At 68.1% G+C, this 16,374-nt stretch carries 12 protein-coding genes and 1 pseudogene; 8 read left to right on the top strand and 5 right to left on the bottom strand.

Features of this window, described 5'->3' with window-relative positions:
- On the top strand, positions 1-2,889 hold a 2,889-nt coding region (gene dnaE / locus ABIC28_RS27160), incomplete at its 5' end, for a DNA polymerase III subunit alpha (RefSeq protein ID WP_354581816.1).
- A 102-nt stretch (positions 2,890-2,991) separates the two neighbouring features.
- Positions 2,992-3,819, top strand: coding sequence for a TetR/AcrR family transcriptional regulator (locus ABIC28_RS27155; RefSeq protein ID WP_354581814.1), 828 nt, complete (start codon positions 2,992-2,994; stop codon positions 3,817-3,819).
- Here ABIC28_RS27155 and ABIC28_RS27150 read toward each other — a convergent pair.
- Positions 3,800-4,057 (bottom strand): hypothetical protein, encoded by a 258-nt coding sequence (locus ABIC28_RS27150; protein WP_354581812.1) that lies wholly within the window; start codon positions 4,055-4,057, stop codon positions 3,800-3,802. The genes ABIC28_RS27155 and ABIC28_RS27150 overlap by 20 nt on opposite strands.
- 111 nt (positions 4,058-4,168) lie before the next feature.
- On the opposite strand from ABIC28_RS27150, the gene ABIC28_RS27145 reads away from it, so the two are divergent.
- From ABIC28_RS27145 to ilvA, 3 genes and pseudogenes are all read left to right on the top strand, one after another.
- Complete coding sequence (locus ABIC28_RS27145) at positions 4,169-4,603, top strand: nitroreductase family deazaflavin-dependent oxidoreductase (protein ID WP_354581810.1); 435 nt, start codon at positions 4,169-4,171, stop codon at positions 4,601-4,603.
- 14 nt (positions 4,604-4,617) lie between these two features.
- Positions 4,618-6,346 (top strand): annotated as a pseudogene (locus ABIC28_RS27140) (pyruvate dehydrogenase).
- A 50-nt stretch (positions 6,347-6,396) separates the two neighbouring features.
- Complete coding sequence (ilvA, locus tag ABIC28_RS27135) at positions 6,397-7,749, top strand: threonine ammonia-lyase IlvA (RefSeq protein ID WP_097212198.1); 1,353 nt, start codon at positions 6,397-6,399, stop codon at positions 7,747-7,749.
- A 30-nt stretch (positions 7,750-7,779) separates the two neighbouring features.
- Here the strand turns inward: ilvA and ABIC28_RS27130 are convergent, their stop codons facing one another.
- Both ABIC28_RS27130 and ABIC28_RS27125 read right to left on the bottom strand, forming a co-directional pair.
- Complete coding sequence (locus ABIC28_RS27130) at positions 7,780-8,190, bottom strand: hypothetical protein (RefSeq protein ID WP_354581807.1); 411 nt, start codon at positions 8,188-8,190, stop codon at positions 7,780-7,782.
- Positions 8,191-8,521: 331 nt separating this feature from the next.
- Positions 8,522-9,256 carry a hypothetical protein gene (locus tag ABIC28_RS27125; RefSeq protein ID WP_354581805.1) on the bottom strand — a complete coding sequence of 245 codons (735 nt, stop codon included), beginning with the start codon at positions 9,254-9,256 and terminating at the stop codon, positions 8,522-8,524.
- A 125-nt stretch (positions 9,257-9,381) separates the two neighbouring features.
- Between ABIC28_RS27125 and ABIC28_RS27120 the strand changes: the two genes are divergently transcribed.
- Complete coding sequence (locus ABIC28_RS27120) at positions 9,382-10,812, top strand: gamma-aminobutyraldehyde dehydrogenase (protein ID WP_354581803.1); 1,431 nt, start codon at positions 9,382-9,384, stop codon at positions 10,810-10,812.
- Between the two features lie 40 nt (positions 10,813-10,852).
- Positions 10,853-12,208 (top strand): 4-aminobutyrate--2-oxoglutarate transaminase, encoded by a 1,356-nt coding sequence (gene gabT / locus ABIC28_RS27115; protein ID WP_354581801.1) that lies wholly within the window; start codon positions 10,853-10,855, stop codon positions 12,206-12,208.
- 58 nt (positions 12,209-12,266) lie between these two features.
- Here gabT and ABIC28_RS27110 read toward each other — a convergent pair whose 3' ends face one another.
- On the bottom strand, positions 12,267-12,815 hold the full coding sequence (locus ABIC28_RS27110; protein WP_209926623.1) for a TetR/AcrR family transcriptional regulator: 549 nt from the start codon (positions 12,813-12,815) through the stop codon (positions 12,267-12,269).
- Between the two features lie 106 nt (positions 12,816-12,921).
- Here ABIC28_RS27110 and ABIC28_RS27105 point away from each other — a divergent pair, with 106 nt between their 5' ends.
- Entirely contained in the window at positions 12,922-14,448 is a 1,527-nt protein-coding gene (locus ABIC28_RS27105) for an MFS transporter (RefSeq protein ID WP_179800574.1), read from the top strand.
- On the opposite strand, the gene treZ is transcribed toward ABIC28_RS27105, so the two are convergent.
- The gene (gene treZ, locus ABIC28_RS27100; protein WP_354581818.1) at positions 14,445-16,184 is read right to left on the bottom strand and encodes a malto-oligosyltrehalose trehalohydrolase; all 1,740 of its coding nucleotides are present in this window, start codon (positions 16,182-16,184) and stop codon (positions 14,445-14,447) included. The genes ABIC28_RS27105 and treZ overlap by 4 nt on opposite strands.
- Positions 16,185-16,374: the final 190 nt, after the last annotated feature.

The raw sequence follows: 16,374 nt of genomic DNA, 5'->3' as shown, positions 1-16,374 counted from the left end.
GCGACCAACGACTGCCACTACGTCACCAAGGACGCCGCCGAGAATCACGAGGCGCTGCTCTGCATCCAGACTGGCAAGACGCTCAGCGATCCCACGCGCTTCAAGTTCGACGGCGACGGGTACTACCTCAAGTCGGCCGAGGAGATGCGGGCGATCTGGGACGACGAGGTCCCGGGCGCCTGCGACTCGACTCTGCTGATCGCCGAGCGCATCCAGCCCTACGACGATGTCTGGAAGCACCGCGACCGAATGCCGATCTTCCCGGTGCCCGAGGGTGAAACCCAGGCCAGCTGGCTGCGGAAGGAGGTGCTGACCGGGCTGGACCGCCGCTTCCCCGGCGGCCCGCCGCAGGAGTATCTGGCTCGCGCCGATTACGAGATCGACGTCATCAACGAGATGGGTTTCCCGGCCTACTTCCTGGTGGTCGGCGACCTGATCAACCACGCCAAGGAGGTCGGCATCCGGGTCGGCCCCGGCCGTGGCAGCGCGGCAGGCTCGCTCGTCGCCTATGCGATGGGCATCACCAACATCGACCCGATCCCGTACGGGCTGCTGTTCGAGCGGTTCCTCAACCCCGAGCGCGTCTCGATGCCCGATATCGATATCGACTTCGATGATCGCCGCCGCGGTGAGATGGTCCGCTACGCCACCGAGAAGTGGGGCAGCGACCGCGTCGCCCAGGTCATCACGTTCGGCACCATCAAGACGAAGGCCGCGATCAAGGACTCCGCCCGAGTCCAGTTCGGCCAGCCCGGTTTCGCGATCGCCGATCAGATCACCAAGGCGCTGCCGCCGCCGATCATGGCCAAGGACATCTCGGTCTCGGGCATCACCGACCCTGAGCACGAGCGCTACAAGGAGGCCGTCGAGGTCCGGGCGCTGATCGACTCCAACCCGGATGTCGCGAAGATCTATCAGACCGCCAAGGGTCTGGAGGGCCTGATCCGCAACGCGGGCGTGCACGCCTGCGCGGTGATCATGTCGTCCGAACCGCTCACCGACGCGATCCCCGTGTGGAAGCGCGCGCAGGACGGCGCGATCATCACCGGCTGGGACTACCCGTCGTGTGAGGACATCGGCCTGCTCAAGATGGACTTCCTGGGTCTGCGGAACCTGACGGTCATCGGCGACGCGCTCGAGAACATCAAGGCGAACCGGGGCATCGACCTCGACCTGGACACCATCCCGATGGACGACCCGGCCACCTTCGAGCTGCTCTCGCGCGGGGACACCCTCGGAGTCTTCCAGCTCGACGGCGGCGGCATGCGCGAGCTGCTGAAGCTGATGCAGCCGACCGGCTTCGGCGACATCGTCGCCGCCCTCGCGCTCTATCGTCCCGGGCCGATGGGCATGAACGCGCACACCTCCTACGCCAAGCGCAAGAACGCGCTCGAGGAGGTCAGCCCGATTCACCCGGAGCTGGAGGAGCCGCTCAAGGACATCCTCTCGGAGACCTACGGACTGATCATCTACCAGGAGCAGATCATGCACCTGGCGCAGAAGGTGGCGGGGTACTCGCTGGGCCAGGCCGACCTGCTGCGCCGCGCGATGGGTAAGAAGAAGCTCTCGGAACTGGAGAAGGCGTACGCCGGATTCCGTCAGGGCATGCTCGACAACGATTTCGGTGAGGCCGCCATCAAGGCGCTGTGGGACACGGTGCTGCCGTTCGCCGGCTACGCGTTCAACAAGTCGCACTCCGCGGGCTACGGCCTCGTCTCCTACTGGACTGCGTACCTCAAGGCCAACTACCCGGCCGAGTACATGGCCGGTCTGCTCACCTCGGTCGGCGACGACAAGGACAAGTCCGCGATCTACCTGGCGGACTGCCGGAAGATGGGCATCACGGTGCTGCCACCGGACGTGAACGAGTCGGCGGTCAACTTCGCCTCGGTCGGCAGCGACATCCGGTTCGGCATGGGCGCGGTGCGCAATGTCGGCGCGAATGTGGTGGCCTCGATCATCAACGCGCGCACCGAGAAGGGGAAATTCACCGATTTCTCCGACTATCTCAACAAGATCGATGTGATCGCCTGCAACAAGAAGGTCACCGAGTCGCTGATCAAGTCGGGGGCGTTCGACTCGCTCGAGCATCCCCGCAAGGGCCTGTTCCTGATCCACACCGACGCCATCGAGTCGGTCCTCGGCACCAAGAAGGCCGAGGCGGTCGGGCAGTTTGACCTGTTCGGGGACGCGGGCGGTGCCGATGAGTCGCTGTCGTCGGTGTTCGCGATCCGGGTCCCGGAGGAGGAGTGGGAAACCAAGCACCGCCTCGCGTTGGAGCGGGAGATGTTGGGGCTCTATGTCTCCGGGCACCCGCTCAACGGGGTCGAGCACATCCTCCGGCAGCAGTCCGACACCTCGATCGCCTCGATCCTCGAGGGCGAGGTCAAGGACGGCGCCCAGGTGACTCTGGGTGGCATCATCGCCTCCGTGGACCGGCGGGTGAACAAGAATGGTCTGACCTGGGCCATTATCCAGCTCGAGGACCTCGTCGGCGGCATCGAGGTGCTGTTCTTCCCGCAGGCCTACTCGGTCTACGGCATGGACATCTCGGAAGACGCCATCGTGCTGGTGAAGGCGAGGGTCTCGATCCGTGACGATCGGATGTCGCTGATCGGCAACGACCTCGCGGTGCCGGACCTGTCCGCGGTCGGGGTGGCCAAGCCGGTGGCGGTGAGCCTGCCGACGCGGCTGTGCACCGAGGACAAGGTCGGCGCGCTCAAACAGGTGCTGACCCGCCACCCGGGCACCTCGGACGTGCACCTGCGATTGATCAGCGGCGACCGCATCACCACCCTCAAGCTGGACGACAGCCTGCGAGTGGAGCCGTCCTCCGCGTTGATGGGTGACCTGAAGGCGTTGCTCGGTCCGGGCTGCCTGGCCGGCTGAGCCGGACCGGGGTAGCGCCGCACACGGCAGGCCGTCGCGTATCCCTTTACGGCGTAAGGCAACAATGATCGCGATTGCTTACCCCGTAAGGAGTTGAGTTCGGTGAGTGTAGGTACAGGTCACAGCGATGCCGCCCGATCGATGGCGCTGCTGTGGCGGGCGCCCGAGGTCCCGAGATCCGCGCCGGGGCCGAGGCAGGCGCTGACCGTGGACGAGATCGTCGCGGCCGCCATCGAGGTGGCGGACGAAGCCGGGATGGCGGGTCTGTCCATGCGTGCGGTCGGCGCCCGGCTGGGGCGCACGGCGATGGCGCTGTACACCTACGTGCCGAGCAAGGCCGAGCTGGTGGACCTGATGTACGACAGGGCACACGGCGAGCTGCCGACCCACTACGACCTCGCGGAGGGTTGGCGTCCGGCCGTCACATCGTGGGCAAGGGACCTGTGGGCCTTCTACATCCGGCATCCGTGGACGCTGACGGTCTCCTATGCGCGCCCGGTGCTCGGACCCGACGAGCAGGCCGTCCTCGAGGCGCTGGTGCGGATCCTGTTCGAGGCCGGACTGTCCGCTCGGGTCCTGCGCCGGGTCGTCGGCGCGCTGTTCCACTTCGTGCGCGGCGCCGCCGCGGCGGTTGCCGATTCGCGGCGGGCGGCCGCCGCGACCGGGATGTCGGACGAGCAGTGGTGGTCGACGCGGTCGGCACTTCTGCAGCAGGTGGCCCCGGACTTCGCCGAGCGCTTTCCGATGCTGGTGCGGCTCGGGGTCGAGGCCGCCGCGGAGGAGCGGGACGCGTTCCTGGAAGGCGGTCGGGCGCCGGATCTCGAGGACGAGGCGACCGAGAACTTCGGCGTCGGGCTCGACGTGCTGCTCGACGGCATCGAGCGCAACCGCTCGGCCCAGGTGGCGGTGGCTAGCGGCCGGACCGCGTGACCCTGTCGCCGGCCCAGTACAGGCGGCGCGCCCACCATACGGCCACGGTGGCAGCGGCGGCCACCAGCACGGCAGGTTGCATCGTCTGGGTGATGGCGAGCAGGGCGACGAACACCAGCAGGCCCACGGCCAGCGCCTCGAGCTTGTAGAGCGGCCATTCGGTACCCGCCAGGTTCACCGAGGTGCCACGGCCGCGCGCGCTTCGGTGCGGCGTGGTGGCGAAGTCGGCGGTGGTCATGAGTTCAGGCTACTAGGAGATCGAAGTTCGGTCCAACGAACACTTGAGTTCGCCGGGCTGACTTCGGCCCGTCGGGCTGCACGGCCGTGGCCGGAGGTGTTCACTGAGGGCATGCCGCTGACAGGAGAGTACGAGCCCAGTCCGACGAAGTGGTCCGCCGATCAGGCCGAGCTGTACGAGAGCTCAGGCGGAACCAAAGGTACGACCATGCAGGGCAAACCGGTGGTCCTGCTCACCACCAAGGGCGCCAAGTCCGGCAAGCTCCGCAAGGCCCCGCTGATGCGCGTCGAGCACGAGGGGGAGTACGCGATCGTCGCCTCGCTCGGTGGCGCGCCGAAGCATCCGGTCTGGTACCACAACGTCGTCGCGGATCCGCACGTCGAGCTGCAGGACGGCCCCGCCAAGTGGGACATGATCGCCCGCGAGGTCACCGGCGAGGAGAAGGCCGTGTGGTGGGAGCGTGCCGTCGCGGTCTGGCCCGACTACGCGGAGTACCAGAAGAAGACCGACCGCCAGATCCCCGTATTCGTGCTCACCCCTCAGTAGCCAGGAGGGCCGCCGTGGCCGCGGAGACCGTTGCAGACCAGATCGTGTCCCAGCTCGTCGCCGCGGGCGTCCGCCGGATCTACGGCATCGTGGGTGACAGCCTCAACCCGATCGTCGACGCGGTCCGCCGCACCGGCGGCGCGGGCGCGGGCGGCATCGACTGGGTTCACGTCCGGCACGAGGAGGCGGCGGCGTTCGCGGCGTCAGCCGAAGCGCAGATCACCGGCGAGCTGGCCGTCTGCGCGGGATCCTGCGGGCCCGGCAACCTGCACCTGATCAACGGGCTGTACGACGCGAACAGATCGGGGGCGCCGGTGCTCGCCATCGCCTCGCACATCCCGAGCACCCAGATCGGTACCGGCTACTTCCAGGAGACCCACCCGGACCGGCTGTTCGTCGACTGCTCGCAGTACGCGGAGATGATCAGCACCCCCGCACAGTCGCCGCGGATCGTGCACACCGCGATGCAGCACGCGCTCGGCCGGTCGGGAGTCGCGGTGATCACGGTGCCAGGCGACATCGCCGACCTTCCGGCCGCGGGCACCCCGCCGACGCTGGTCAAGACGCGGCCGCCGGCGGTCGTGCCCGCCGACGCCGACGTCCGGGCCCTCGCCGACGCGATCAACGCCGCCGAGCGGGTCGCGATCTTCGCGGGCGCGGGGGTCCGCGAGGCGAGGGACGAGCTGCTGGCTCTCGCCGACACCGCTGCCGCGCCGATGGGCCACACGCTGCGGGGCAAGGAGTGGATCCAGTACGACAACCCGTTCGACGTCGGCATGGCCGGCCTGCTCGGCTACGGCGCCGCGCACGACGGCATGCACGGGGCGGACCTGTTGCTCCTGGTGGGCACCGACTTCCCGTACGACCAGTTCCTGCCCGACGACGTCCGCACCGCGCAGATCGACGTCGCCAGGGAGAAGCTGGGCAGGCGCACGAGCCTGGATCTGGCGGTGCACGGCGACACGGTCAGCACGCTGCGGGCGCTGAACCCCCTGGTGCACCGCAAGACCGACCGGGAGTTCCTCGAACGGTCGCTCGATCGGCACCGCACCCTGATGGAGAAGGTGGTCGGGGCGTACACCAGCCCGGTCAAGCAGCGCACGCCGATCCATCCGGAATACGCGGCGTCGATCCTCGACGACCTTGCGGCGGAGGATGCGGTGTTCACCGCCGACACCGGGATGTGCAACGTGTGGACCGCGCGCTATCTGAACCCGAACGGGTCGCGGCGTTTCCTGTCGTCGGCGCTGCACGGCTCGATGGCCAACGCGCTCCCGCACGCGATCGGAGCGCAGCTCGCCGCGCCGGACCGGCAGGTGATCTCGGTGTCCGGCGACGGTGGGCTGTCGATGCTGCTCGGCGAGCTCGTCACCGTCGCCTCGTTCCGGATCCCCGTCAAGATCGTGGTGTTCAACAACTCGACCCTCGGGATGGTCAAGCTCGAGATGCTGGTCGACGGGCTGCCCGATTTCGGTTGGGGGTACCTCCCTGCACGAAGTGCTCGGGGACATCGGGACCGGCCTGCGGGAGGCGCTGGCGCATCCGGGCCCTGCGTTGGTCGACCTCGTGACCGATCCGAATGCGCTGTCGCTGCCGCCGTCGATCACCGGCGGGCAGGTCAAGGGCTTTGCCCTCGCGATGTCGAAGATGGTGATGAACGGCGGGGTCGGTGAGGCCGTGCAGATGGCGAAATCCAATCTGCGGAACATCCCCAGGCCCTCCCAGTTCGACCCCCGGGGCTGAGATGCCGGGTCGGGTCGCCGACCCGCGAGCGCAGGTGGCAGCATATTGAGGTGTCGAAATCCCCGGAACTCGCCGACCTGATGGCCACTCTGCCGCTCGATGCGGACGAGATCGATGCTGCCCAGAGGCGAATTTCCGACGTCGTCGCGGTGACCCCGCTCCAGTTCAGCGAGCGGCTGTCGGCGGCCACGGGTGCCAAGGTGTACCTCAAGCGCGAGGACCTGCAGGTCGTCCGGTCGTTCAAGCTGCGCGGCGCCTACAACCTGATGGTCCAGCTCACGGCGCAGGAGCGGGAGTCGGGCGTGGTGTGTGCCAGCGCGGGCAACCACGCGCAGGGCGTGGCCTACGCGTGTCGGACGATGCAGATCCGCGGCCGGATCTACGTGCCCGCGAACACGCCGCGGCAGAAGCGTGACCGGATCAAGGCGCACGGCGGCACGTTTGTCGAGTTGATCGCCACCGGCAAGACCTATGACGCGGCCGCGGCGGCGGCCAAGGAGGACGTCGCGCGGACCGGCGCGACGATGGTGCCGCCCTTCGACGACCCGCGAACAGCGGCAGGCCAGGGCACCATCGCGGCCGAGATCGTCGAACAGCTCGGCGAGCAGCCGGGCACGGTGATCGTCCCCGTCGGCGGCGGCGGGCTGATCGCGGGAATCGCCACGTACCTGCACGAGCGTTCCCCGCACACCGCGATCGTCGGCGTCGAGCCGAGCGGCGCCGCATCGATGACGGCCGCGCTCGTCGCGGGTGGCCCGGTGACGCTGCCCGAGATCGACCCCTTCGTGGACGGAACGGCCGTCCGTCGGATCGGCGACCTGCCGTTCGAGGTGATGGCCGCGCTGGGCGCAGGCATCGTCTCGCACGGTTCGCTGCCGCTGATGGCCCAGCCGCGCTCCGGCATCCCGGGCGAAGGTACGTTCGCCATGATCCACACCGACGAGGGCGCGGTCTGTACTGCGCTGCTCGGTCTCTACCAGAACGAGGGCATCATCGCCGAGCCGTCGGGTGCGCTGTCGGTGGCGGCACTGGAGCTGGTGAAGGTCGAGCCGGGGAGCACGGTGGTCTGCCTGATCTCAGGCGGCAACAACGACGTGTCGCGCTACGGCGAGATCCTCGAGCGTTCGCTGGTCCACCTCGGGCTCAAGCACTACTTTCTTGTGGACTTCCCACAGGAGCCGGGTTCGCTGCGTCGGTTCCTCGACGAGGTGCTCGGTCCTGAGGACGACATCACCCTCTTCGAATACGTCAAGCGGAACAACCGGGAGACCGGTGAGGCGCTGGTGGGCATCGAGCTCGGCTCGGCCGCTGGCCTGGACTCGCTCCTGGAGCGAATGCACGGATCCGGTATGCACGTCGAGCAGCTCGAGCCCGGCTCGCCTGCCTACCGCTACCTCACGTAGGCAGGGCGTGAGTCGGGCTGACCGGTCGGGTCAGGGGAGGGTCCGCACGAAGTCGAAGAAGGCGGGTGCCAGAGCGGGATTCGCATTGCTCGAACCGCTGATGGCGCCTGCCGCGCCGCCGATCACGGCCCCGGGGATGCAACCGACGAACAGGAACAGGACGCAGCCGACCACGGCTCCGACGCCGGCCCCGATGTTCGCGTTGACGTTTCCACCACCCATCCAACCGATCTCGAACTGCGTGACCAGGTTGTCGTAGGCAGCCTGGCTGTACACCTCGTGGGGTTCGAGCACACCGGTCAGCGGATCCGGGCTCTCGGGGGCCTGGTAGGTGATGGTCGTGTCATCCGGGGGCGGCGGTGCGGCGTAGGAAGTACCGGCGCCGATCCCCATCGTCGCGATGACCAATACGGAGAGCGTCGTGCCTTTGTGAAGTTTCACTTGGGGGCTCCTCTCATTCCAAGGAGACGGCCCCGATCTGGTCTAAGACCGTCCGGAACATCGCTTCGAATGATAACCGCCGAGCTGCCCGAATAGCCATCCTCCAGATGTCAACGATCGCGATCACGGCCGGCGACGTTTTCTGCCGAAACCGCCTCTGAGCAGTGCAATTCCGGCTAATGTGATGGGACTCAGGAGGCGGCATCTGATGCCCGAACGGGCTCCTGTCATAACTGCCGGCGAGGGTGCGCCGCCGGCCCGGAATCCCGCGTGCTGACCGAAGGTGAACTCGCAGAGGGCAACCCGCTTCTGCCGGCCGGGCGAGTAGGCGTCACCGGGCATTCCACCGGCTGAAGAACGGTTCGATTATCGCTCGGATCGGGCGCGCGATCGTCTGGCCGTAGGTCCCGAACAGCTCGTCCCGCGAGTCGAACGTGCCTAGGTTCGCGGCAACGAAACCGGACAGGTCCAGGCACGACCGAGACGACTGCCCGCCCCAGTTGATGGGGGCCCGTGCGAGCGCGTCGAACAGTGTCTCCTCTCCGCTGTTGGCGAAGGGCTCCGCATCGATCGTGCAGTCGCCGCCGTCGAAGATCTCGGACGCGTCGAGCCACCGGCCTTCGACCAGGAATTCCGGCCAGGCGAGCAGGACTCGATCGGGAACCAGGCCGTGGAGGTATCGGAAACGGGGGTACCAGAACTCGCCGTGCAGGACCAGGCCGCGAACCCTGGTGCGGATCGAATGCCGGCGGGCCAACCCCTCGACGACCGCCAGCCGCTGACTGCACGAGCCGCGGCCACGGCGAATCGTCGTCGACATCGGTTGCTGGTCATCGAGTGCGTAGACGCCGCGAACCTCGCGCCGGACGCAGGTGTGCGCGGTTCGGAGAAAGGAAGTCGGCGTCGCCGGAGCTTCCGGTGCGGGGAGGACGCGGTCGTAGAGTCGCTCCACATCGCGCGCGGACCAGTCCAAGATCGGCGTCGCGGTCACGGATCCGGATGAGTCGGCGGCCGTGGTGGGCGTCAGCGGCCCACCGCGCCACGAGGTCACCGCGCTGCACGTCATCTCGCGACGATAGCGCTCTGATCCCCTCCCGCTCGGCCCGAGTACTCCTGCGCGGGCGCGATGATGTGGCGCACACTTGTCCCAGCTCGTGAACTCGCAGCCGTCCCAGGAGGTGTGGGAATCCAATGGCAGTCGAACTGCTCGAGAACTACGTCAACGGTCGCTTCGTGGCCTCGACGGCAACGGATTCGATCGAAGTGGTCAATCCGGTGGACGAGACGGTGGTCGCCAGGGCGCCGATCTCCACCAAGGCCGATATCGATTCCGCCGTCGCCGCGGCCAGGGAGGCATTCACGTCGTGGGGGCGGACCACCCCTGGTGTCAGGCAGGCCGCGCTGCTCGCGCTCGCTGATGCGATCGAGGCACACAGCGACGAGCTCGTCGATGCCGAGTGCCGTAACACCGGCCAGCCGAAGGCGGTCATCGCCGCCGTCGTGGTGAAGGTCGGCGCGGATCAGCTCCGATTCTTCGCGGGCGCGGCTCGCATGCTCGAGGGCAGGTCCGCTGGCGAGTACAAGGACGGATTCACCTCATACGTCCGGCGGGAACCGATCGGCGTGGTCGGTCAGGTGACGCCGTGGAACTACCCGTTCCTGATGGCCATCTGGAAGATCGGGCCCGCGGTCGCCGCCGGGAACACGGTGGTGCTCAAGCCGAGCGACACCACCCCCGAGAGCACGCTGGTTCTCGCCCGGCTCTCGAAGGGCATCCTGCCCGACGGTGTGCTGAATGTCGTGCTCGGCAACGGCGGCACCGGCGCGACCCTCGTCGAGCATCCCGACCTCGGCCTGGTCTCGATCACCGGGTCGGTCCGCGCGGGTATCGCGGTTGCGGTGTCGGCGGCGAAGCAGCTCAAGCGGGCCCACCTCGAACTCGGAGGCAAGGCTCCCGCGGTGGTGTTCGCGGACGTCGACGTCGACAAGGCCGCAGGTGGGATCGCCGAGGCGGCGTTCTTCAACGCGGGCCAGGATTGCACGGCCGCCACGAGGGTGCTGGTGCACGCGTCGATCCACGACGAGTTCGTCGAGGCGCTGGTGGCCAAGGCAAAGGGCCTCAAGGCCGGGCTGCCCACCGACCCGGACACCTTCTACGGGCCACTCAACAATGTCAACCAATTCGCTGCGGTGACCGGCAAGATCGCCTCGCTGCCTGGGTACGCGAGGATCGTTACCGGTGGAAAGCGGATGGGGGAGAAGGGTTTCTTCCTCGAACCGACCGTCGTCACCGGCGTGCGACAGGACGACGACATCGTTCAGGAGGAGACCTTCGGCCCGGTGCTGACCGTCCAGCCCTTCACCGACGAGGAACAGGCTGTCGAACTCGCCAACGATGTCCGGTTCGGTCTGGCCTCGAGCGTGTGGACGAGGGACCACGGGACTGTCCAGCGGATGTCCGCCGCACTCGATTTCGGGGCGGTGTGGGTGAACTGCCACATTCAGTTCGTCGCGGAAATGCCCCACGGCGGCTTCAAGTGCTCCGGTTACGGCAAGGACCTTTCGGCCTACGGGGTCGAGGACTACACCCGAATCAAGCACGTCATGAGTGCCAACGACTGAGCGTGATTCCCTCCGCTCCCGCACATCGAGGACCGACACCATGGATGTACTCCGGTACCGACTGCCGCAGGAACGGACGCTCCGTACTCCGCTGCCCGGGCCGAGATCACAGGCTCTCACCGTCCGCCGCAAGGCCTCCGTGGCGGCGGGGGTGGGGTCGAGCGTTCCCGTCTACGCGGTGGATGCCGACGGCGGCGTCCTTGTCGACGTGGACGGCAACTCGCTCATCGACATGGGGGCCGGCATCGCGGTCAACAGCGTGGGTGCCTCCAACCCTGCGGTCGCACAGGCGGTCTCCGAGCAGGCCGCGCATTTCGCGCACACCTGTTTCATGGTCACCCCATACGAGGGGTACATCGCGGTTGCCGAGGAGTTGGCGGTGTTGACCCCGGGCACCCACGAGAAGCGTTCGGTGCTGTTCAATTCCGGCGCGGAGGCGGTCGAGAACGCGGTCAAGGTGGCGCGGCTGGCCACCGGTAGAAACGCCGTCGTCTGCTTCGATCACGCTTACCACGGACGCACGAACTTGACGATGGCGTTGACCGCGAAGGCGATGCCCTATAAAGCGAACTTCGGTCCGTTCGCCCCGGAGATCTACCGGATGTCGATGTCCTATCCGTTCCGCGACGAGGCCGGACTCGGCGGCGCCGAGTCGGCACGCCGGGTCATCAGCCAGATCGAGAAGCAGATCGGTGCCGACACGGTGGCGGCGATGATCATCGAACCGATTCAGGGCGAGGGCGGATTCATCGTGCCCGCACCGGGATTCCTGCCCGAGCTGGCCAACTGGGCACGGTCGAACGGGGTCGTCTTCATCGCCGACGAGGTGCAGACCGGCTTCGCCCGCACCGGCGCCTGGTTCGCCAGCGAGGACGAGGCCATCGTGCCGGACATCATCACGATGGCCAAGGGCATCGCGGGCGGCCTGCCCCTCGCCGCGATCACCGGCCGGGCCGAGCTGCTCGACGCGGTGCATCCCGGCGGGCTCGGCGGCACCTACGGTGGCAACCCGATCGCCTGTGCGGCGGCGCTCGCTGCGATCGAGTCGATGCGCGAGCTGGATCTGCCCGGACGCGCTCGGCAGATCGGGGAGCTGTCGCAGCGCCGGCTGCGGGCGCTGGCGGCCGAGGTCGACGTGATCGGCGAGGTGCGGGGCCGCGGGGCCATGCAGGCGATGGAGTTCGTCCGGCCGGGCGGCATCGAGCCGGACCCGGACATCACCAAGGCCATTGCGGCACAGGCGTTCCAGCAGGGCGTCATCGTGCTGATCTGCGGCACCTACGGCAATGTGATCCGGCTGGTCCCGCCGCTGGTGATCGGCGAGGACCTGCTCGGCGAGGCCCTCGACGTGCTCGAAACCGTCATCAGATCTCTGGCAGGGAGCAACGGTGGCTGAACCATCTGCGACCGGCCGCCTTCTCTCCGTCGCGTTCGATACGAGGGGGAGGCCGTCGTCAGGCCGGCTCGGCGTGGCCCTCGCGGCCGAGTAGGCGGTCCACGACCTTGCGATACAGCTCGGGGTCGGGCTGGGGCAGGCCGAGGAGCGCCGCGAGGTAGATGCCGTCGCCGACGAGCCGCACGATCTCGGCCTGGACCGGGTCGTCGAACTCGGCACGCAGACCCTCGTCCCAGGACCGCATCATGTCGATGACTGCCTGCTGGATCTCACCCGGCTGGCCGTCCACCGAGCGAAGCGCGGCGATCGTGGACTGGAAGAGCGCGAGCTCGTTGGTGGTGTTGGCGTCCACGGTCTGCAGATACCACTCGGAGACCGAGGTGCCCGCCTCCGCGAGCTGCTGGTCGGAGCGCTCGCCGAGGCGACGGACCATGCCCGCGAGCAGGGCGTCTTTGCTGCGGAAATGGTAGAGCAGCCCGCCCTTGGAGACGCCCGCCTCGGCGGCCACGGCCTCGAGGGTGATCTGGGAGAGGCCGCGTTCGAGCAGTAGTCGTTCCAGCGCGTCGAGGATGCGGTCGCGGGTTCCAGTTGCCGCCTTGTCTGTCACGAGGATCACTGTACCGGCTGGACGGTTGGCTGCTAACCTGAGTGAGCGACTGTACCGGCTGGACGGTTCAGTCGGTTTTCTTTAATCAACACTTTTGGGAGTAATCGTGTCTGTCATCGCGGGCAAGGGCCCGACGTTCGATCCGACAGAGGTGCGGGCGAGCGCCCGTGACTGGCTCGGTCTGGTCGTCCTCGCCTTCTCCGTCCTGCTGATCTCGGTCGACGCGACGGTCCTGGACCTGGCCATGCCGTCCATCAGCGCGGACCTCGCGCCGAGCAGTACACAGCTGCTCTGGATCATCGACGTCTACTCGTTCGTGCTCGCCGGACTTCTCATCACGATGGGCACCCTCGGTGACCGGATCGGTAGGCGTCGGCTGCTGCTGATCGGCGCCGCCGGCTTCGGCATCGCGTCGATGATCGCCGCCTGGTCGGTGAGCCCGGAGATGCTGATCGCGGCCCGCGTGCTGCAGGGCATCTCGGGTGCCACGCTGATGCCTGCGACGCTGGGCCTGATCCGCACCATCTTCGTCAACCCGCGTCAGCGGACCACCGCGATCGGCGTGTGGGGTGCGATGGCCGGTGGTGGTGCCGCGGCGGGGCCGCTGGTCGGCGGCTGGCTGCTCGAGCACTTCTGGTGGGGCTCGGTGTTCCTGATCAACATCCCGGTGATGGCGGTGCTCATCGTCGTCGGTCCGATGGTGATCGCGGAGGCGAAGGACCCCAACCCGGGCCGCTTCGACCTGGTGAGTGCCGGCCTGTCGATGCTGGCGATGATCCCGCTGGTGTACGCCGTCAAGGAGTCGGTCGTGCACGGCCCGACCGTGGCCCTCGCGGCGATCGGCGCGGTGGGCGTGGCCGCCGGATGGGCCTTCATCCACCGGCAGCGCACCCTCCCGGATCCGATGCTCGACCTGAGCCTGTTCGCGCGCCCTGCGTTCTCGACCGCGGTGGTCACGAACCTGCTCTCGGTGTTCGCGCTGTCCGGCGTGCTGTTCTTCGGGTCGCAGTACCTGCAGCTGGTACTGGGCAAGACGCCGTTGCAGGCGGGCCTGTTGATGCTGCCGGGCACGGCCATGAGCGTTGTCTTCTCGCTGGCGGCCGCCTGGTTCGTCCGTCGTTGGCAGCCGAGCGTGGTGCTCAGTATCGGGCTGGCGGTCTCGTCGATCGGTGCGGCCACGATGCTGTGGCTGCACGCCGATGGCGGCGCGGGACTGTTCATCGTCGCGTTCATGCTGACCGGCTCCGGTGTCGGCATCGCGCTGACACTGACCTCCGACCTGGTGGTCGGCTCGGTGGAGCCGGAGCGCGCGGGTGCGGCGTCGGCGGTGTCCGAGACGGCGTACGAGCTCGGTGTCGCACTGGGTGTCGCGGTCCTGGGCAGCGTGGTACTGGCCATCTTCCGCAAGGGACTCGACGTGTCGGCGCTCGGCACGGACGACGCTCACTCCGCTCAGGAAACCCTCGGCGGCGCGGTGAGTGTGGCCAAGTCCGCCCCGGACATGGTGGGAGCGCAGCTGCTCGATTCCGCGCACCTGTCCTTCGTCAGCGGCATGCACGTGGCGGCGGCCGCCACCGCGATCATCCTGTTCGCCAACGCGGTACTGGTGTACCGGATGATGCGCTCGCGCTAGTCGGCGCTTCCCGCGTCGAGGATCGCGAAGGAATGTCCGGGGACGACGGTCGCCGACCCGGTGGCATCCTGGGTCGGTGGCTCCCACCACAACAGTGGGTGGCCGCCGACCGGGACCGTCACCGGGTCCGGACCGAGGTTGCAGGCAATCCGAATGCTGCCGCGGTGCAGCACGATCCACCGCTCGTCCTCGTCGTAGTCGACGACCAGGTGCTCGAGCCACGGATCGGTCAGGTCGGATCGCGCGGCTCGCACAGCGATCAGGGCGCGATAGCACTCCAGGAGCCGCCGGTGCTCGGGCACCGCGATCTCGTCCCAGTTCAGCTTCGACCGCAGGAAGGTCTGCGGGTCCTGCGGGTCTGGGATGGCGCCGACCTCCCAGCCGTGCTCGGCGAACTCGCGCCTGCGACCGGAGGCGGTGGCCTCGGCGAGCTCCGGTTCGGGGTGTGAGGTGAAGAACTGGAAGGGCGTCGCCGCGCCCCATTCCTCACCCATGAACAGCATCGGGGTGTACGGCGAGCCAAGCACCAGCGCCGCCCGGACGGCCAGCTGGCCCGGGTTCAGGTAGCGCCCCGGACGATCACCGGTCGCGCGGTTGCCCACCTGGTCGTGCGTGCAGGTGTACGCGAGCAGCGAGCTGGCCGGCGTCAGCCGCACGTCGAGCGGCCGGCCGTGGGTACGGCCCCGGAAACTGGAATAGGTGCCCGCGTGGAAGAAGCCCTGGCGCAGGGTGGTGGCGAGGCACTGGATCGAGCCGAAATCGCCGTAGTACCCCTGCCGTTCGCCGGACACCGCGGCGTGCACGGCATGGTGGATGTCGTCGTTCCACTGCGCGTCGAGGCCGTGGCCGCCCGCTGACCGGGGCGCGATGAGGGCGGGATCGTTGAGATCGCTCTCGGCGATCAGGGTCAGTGGCCTGCGCAGATGCGTTGACAGCGTCTCGGTTTCGACGGACAGGTCTTCGAGTAGATGGGTGGCGGTCAGATCGACCAGCGCGTGCACGGCGTCGAGGCGTAGTCCGTCGATGTGGAACTCGCGCAGCCAGCGCAGCGCGTTGTCGATGATGTAGCGGCGCACCTCGCCCGAGAGCGGACCCGCGATGTTGACCGCTGCGCCCCAGGGGTTCTCGGTGTCCGCGAGGTAGGGCCCGTATCGGTCGAGGTAGTTGCCGGACGGGCCGAGGTGGTTGTAGACGACGTCGAGGATCACCCCGAGTCCGCGCCGGTGGCAGGCGTCGACGAACCGCTGCAGGCCGTCTGGTCCGCCGTAGGGCTCGTGCGTGGTGTACCAGAGGACGCCGTCGTAGCCCCAGTTGTGTTCGCCGTTGAATCCGTTCACCGGCATCAGTTCGACGAACCCGACACCGAGGTCCACGAGGTGGTCGAGGTGGGCGATGGCGGCGTCGAAGGTGCCCTCGGGGGTGAAGGTTCCGACGTGCAGTTCGTAGGCCACGCTGCCCGCGAGCCTGCGTCCGGTCCAGTCGCGATCAGTCCAGGCGTCCGGGTCTACCTCGTGCAGCTGTGAGGGCGCGTGCACGCCGTCGGGCTGGCGCGGCGAACGCGGGTCGGGGAGCACCGTGGGATCGTCGTCCAGGACGAAGCCGTAGCGGCTGTCCCGGTTCGCGGGGACAGCGGCGCGCCACCAGCCGTCTTCGTCCCGCGACATCGGATGCAGCTCCCCGTCGAGATGTAGCTGCACTTTCTGCGGGATCGGTGCCCAGACCTCGAAACGATGCACGGAAGTCATTGCCCCAGCATGCCGCAAGGAACGGCGTGGTGCAGTCGGTGCGGGTGCGTTTCGGTCTCAGAACGGTGGCGGGTCCGGCGGTGTTCCCGGGCTCGGTCGTGGGGTGTGGCCGCGGCGGCCGGAGATAGGTGGTGCGGGTGTCTTCATGGTGTGGCTGCCGTGGGCGCCGGTGGGGAGGGTG

This window comes from Rhodococcus sp. PvR044 (genome assembly GCF_040548995.1).
In the GTDB taxonomy this organism is placed as follows: Bacteria; Actinomycetota; Actinomycetes; order Mycobacteriales; family Mycobacteriaceae; genus Rhodococcus_G; species Rhodococcus_G oryzae.
The sequence above is the reverse complement of the archived record's forward strand: the minus strand, read 5'-3'. Positions and strand labels throughout refer to the sequence as shown.

Excerpts from the sequence above, each read along its gene's own strand:
- ABIC28_RS27125 (WP_354581805.1), bottom strand. The coding sequence starts at position 9,256 with ATGACGTGCAGCGCGGTGACCTCGTGGCGCGGTGGGCCGCTGACGCCC.
- gabT (WP_354581801.1), top strand. The coding sequence starts at position 10,853 with ATGGATGTACTCCGGTACCGACTGCCGCAGGAACGGACGCTCCGTACT.
- ABIC28_RS27120 (WP_354581803.1), top strand. The coding sequence starts at position 9,382 with ATGGCAGTCGAACTGCTCGAGAACTACGTCAACGGTCGCTTCGTGGCC.
- ABIC28_RS27145 (WP_354581810.1), top strand. The coding sequence starts at position 4,169 with ATGCCGCTGACAGGAGAGTACGAGCCCAGTCCGACGAAGTGGTCCGCC.
- ABIC28_RS27150 (WP_354581812.1), bottom strand. The coding sequence starts at position 4,057 with ATGACCACCGCCGACTTCGCCACCACGCCGCACCGAAGCGCGCGCGGC.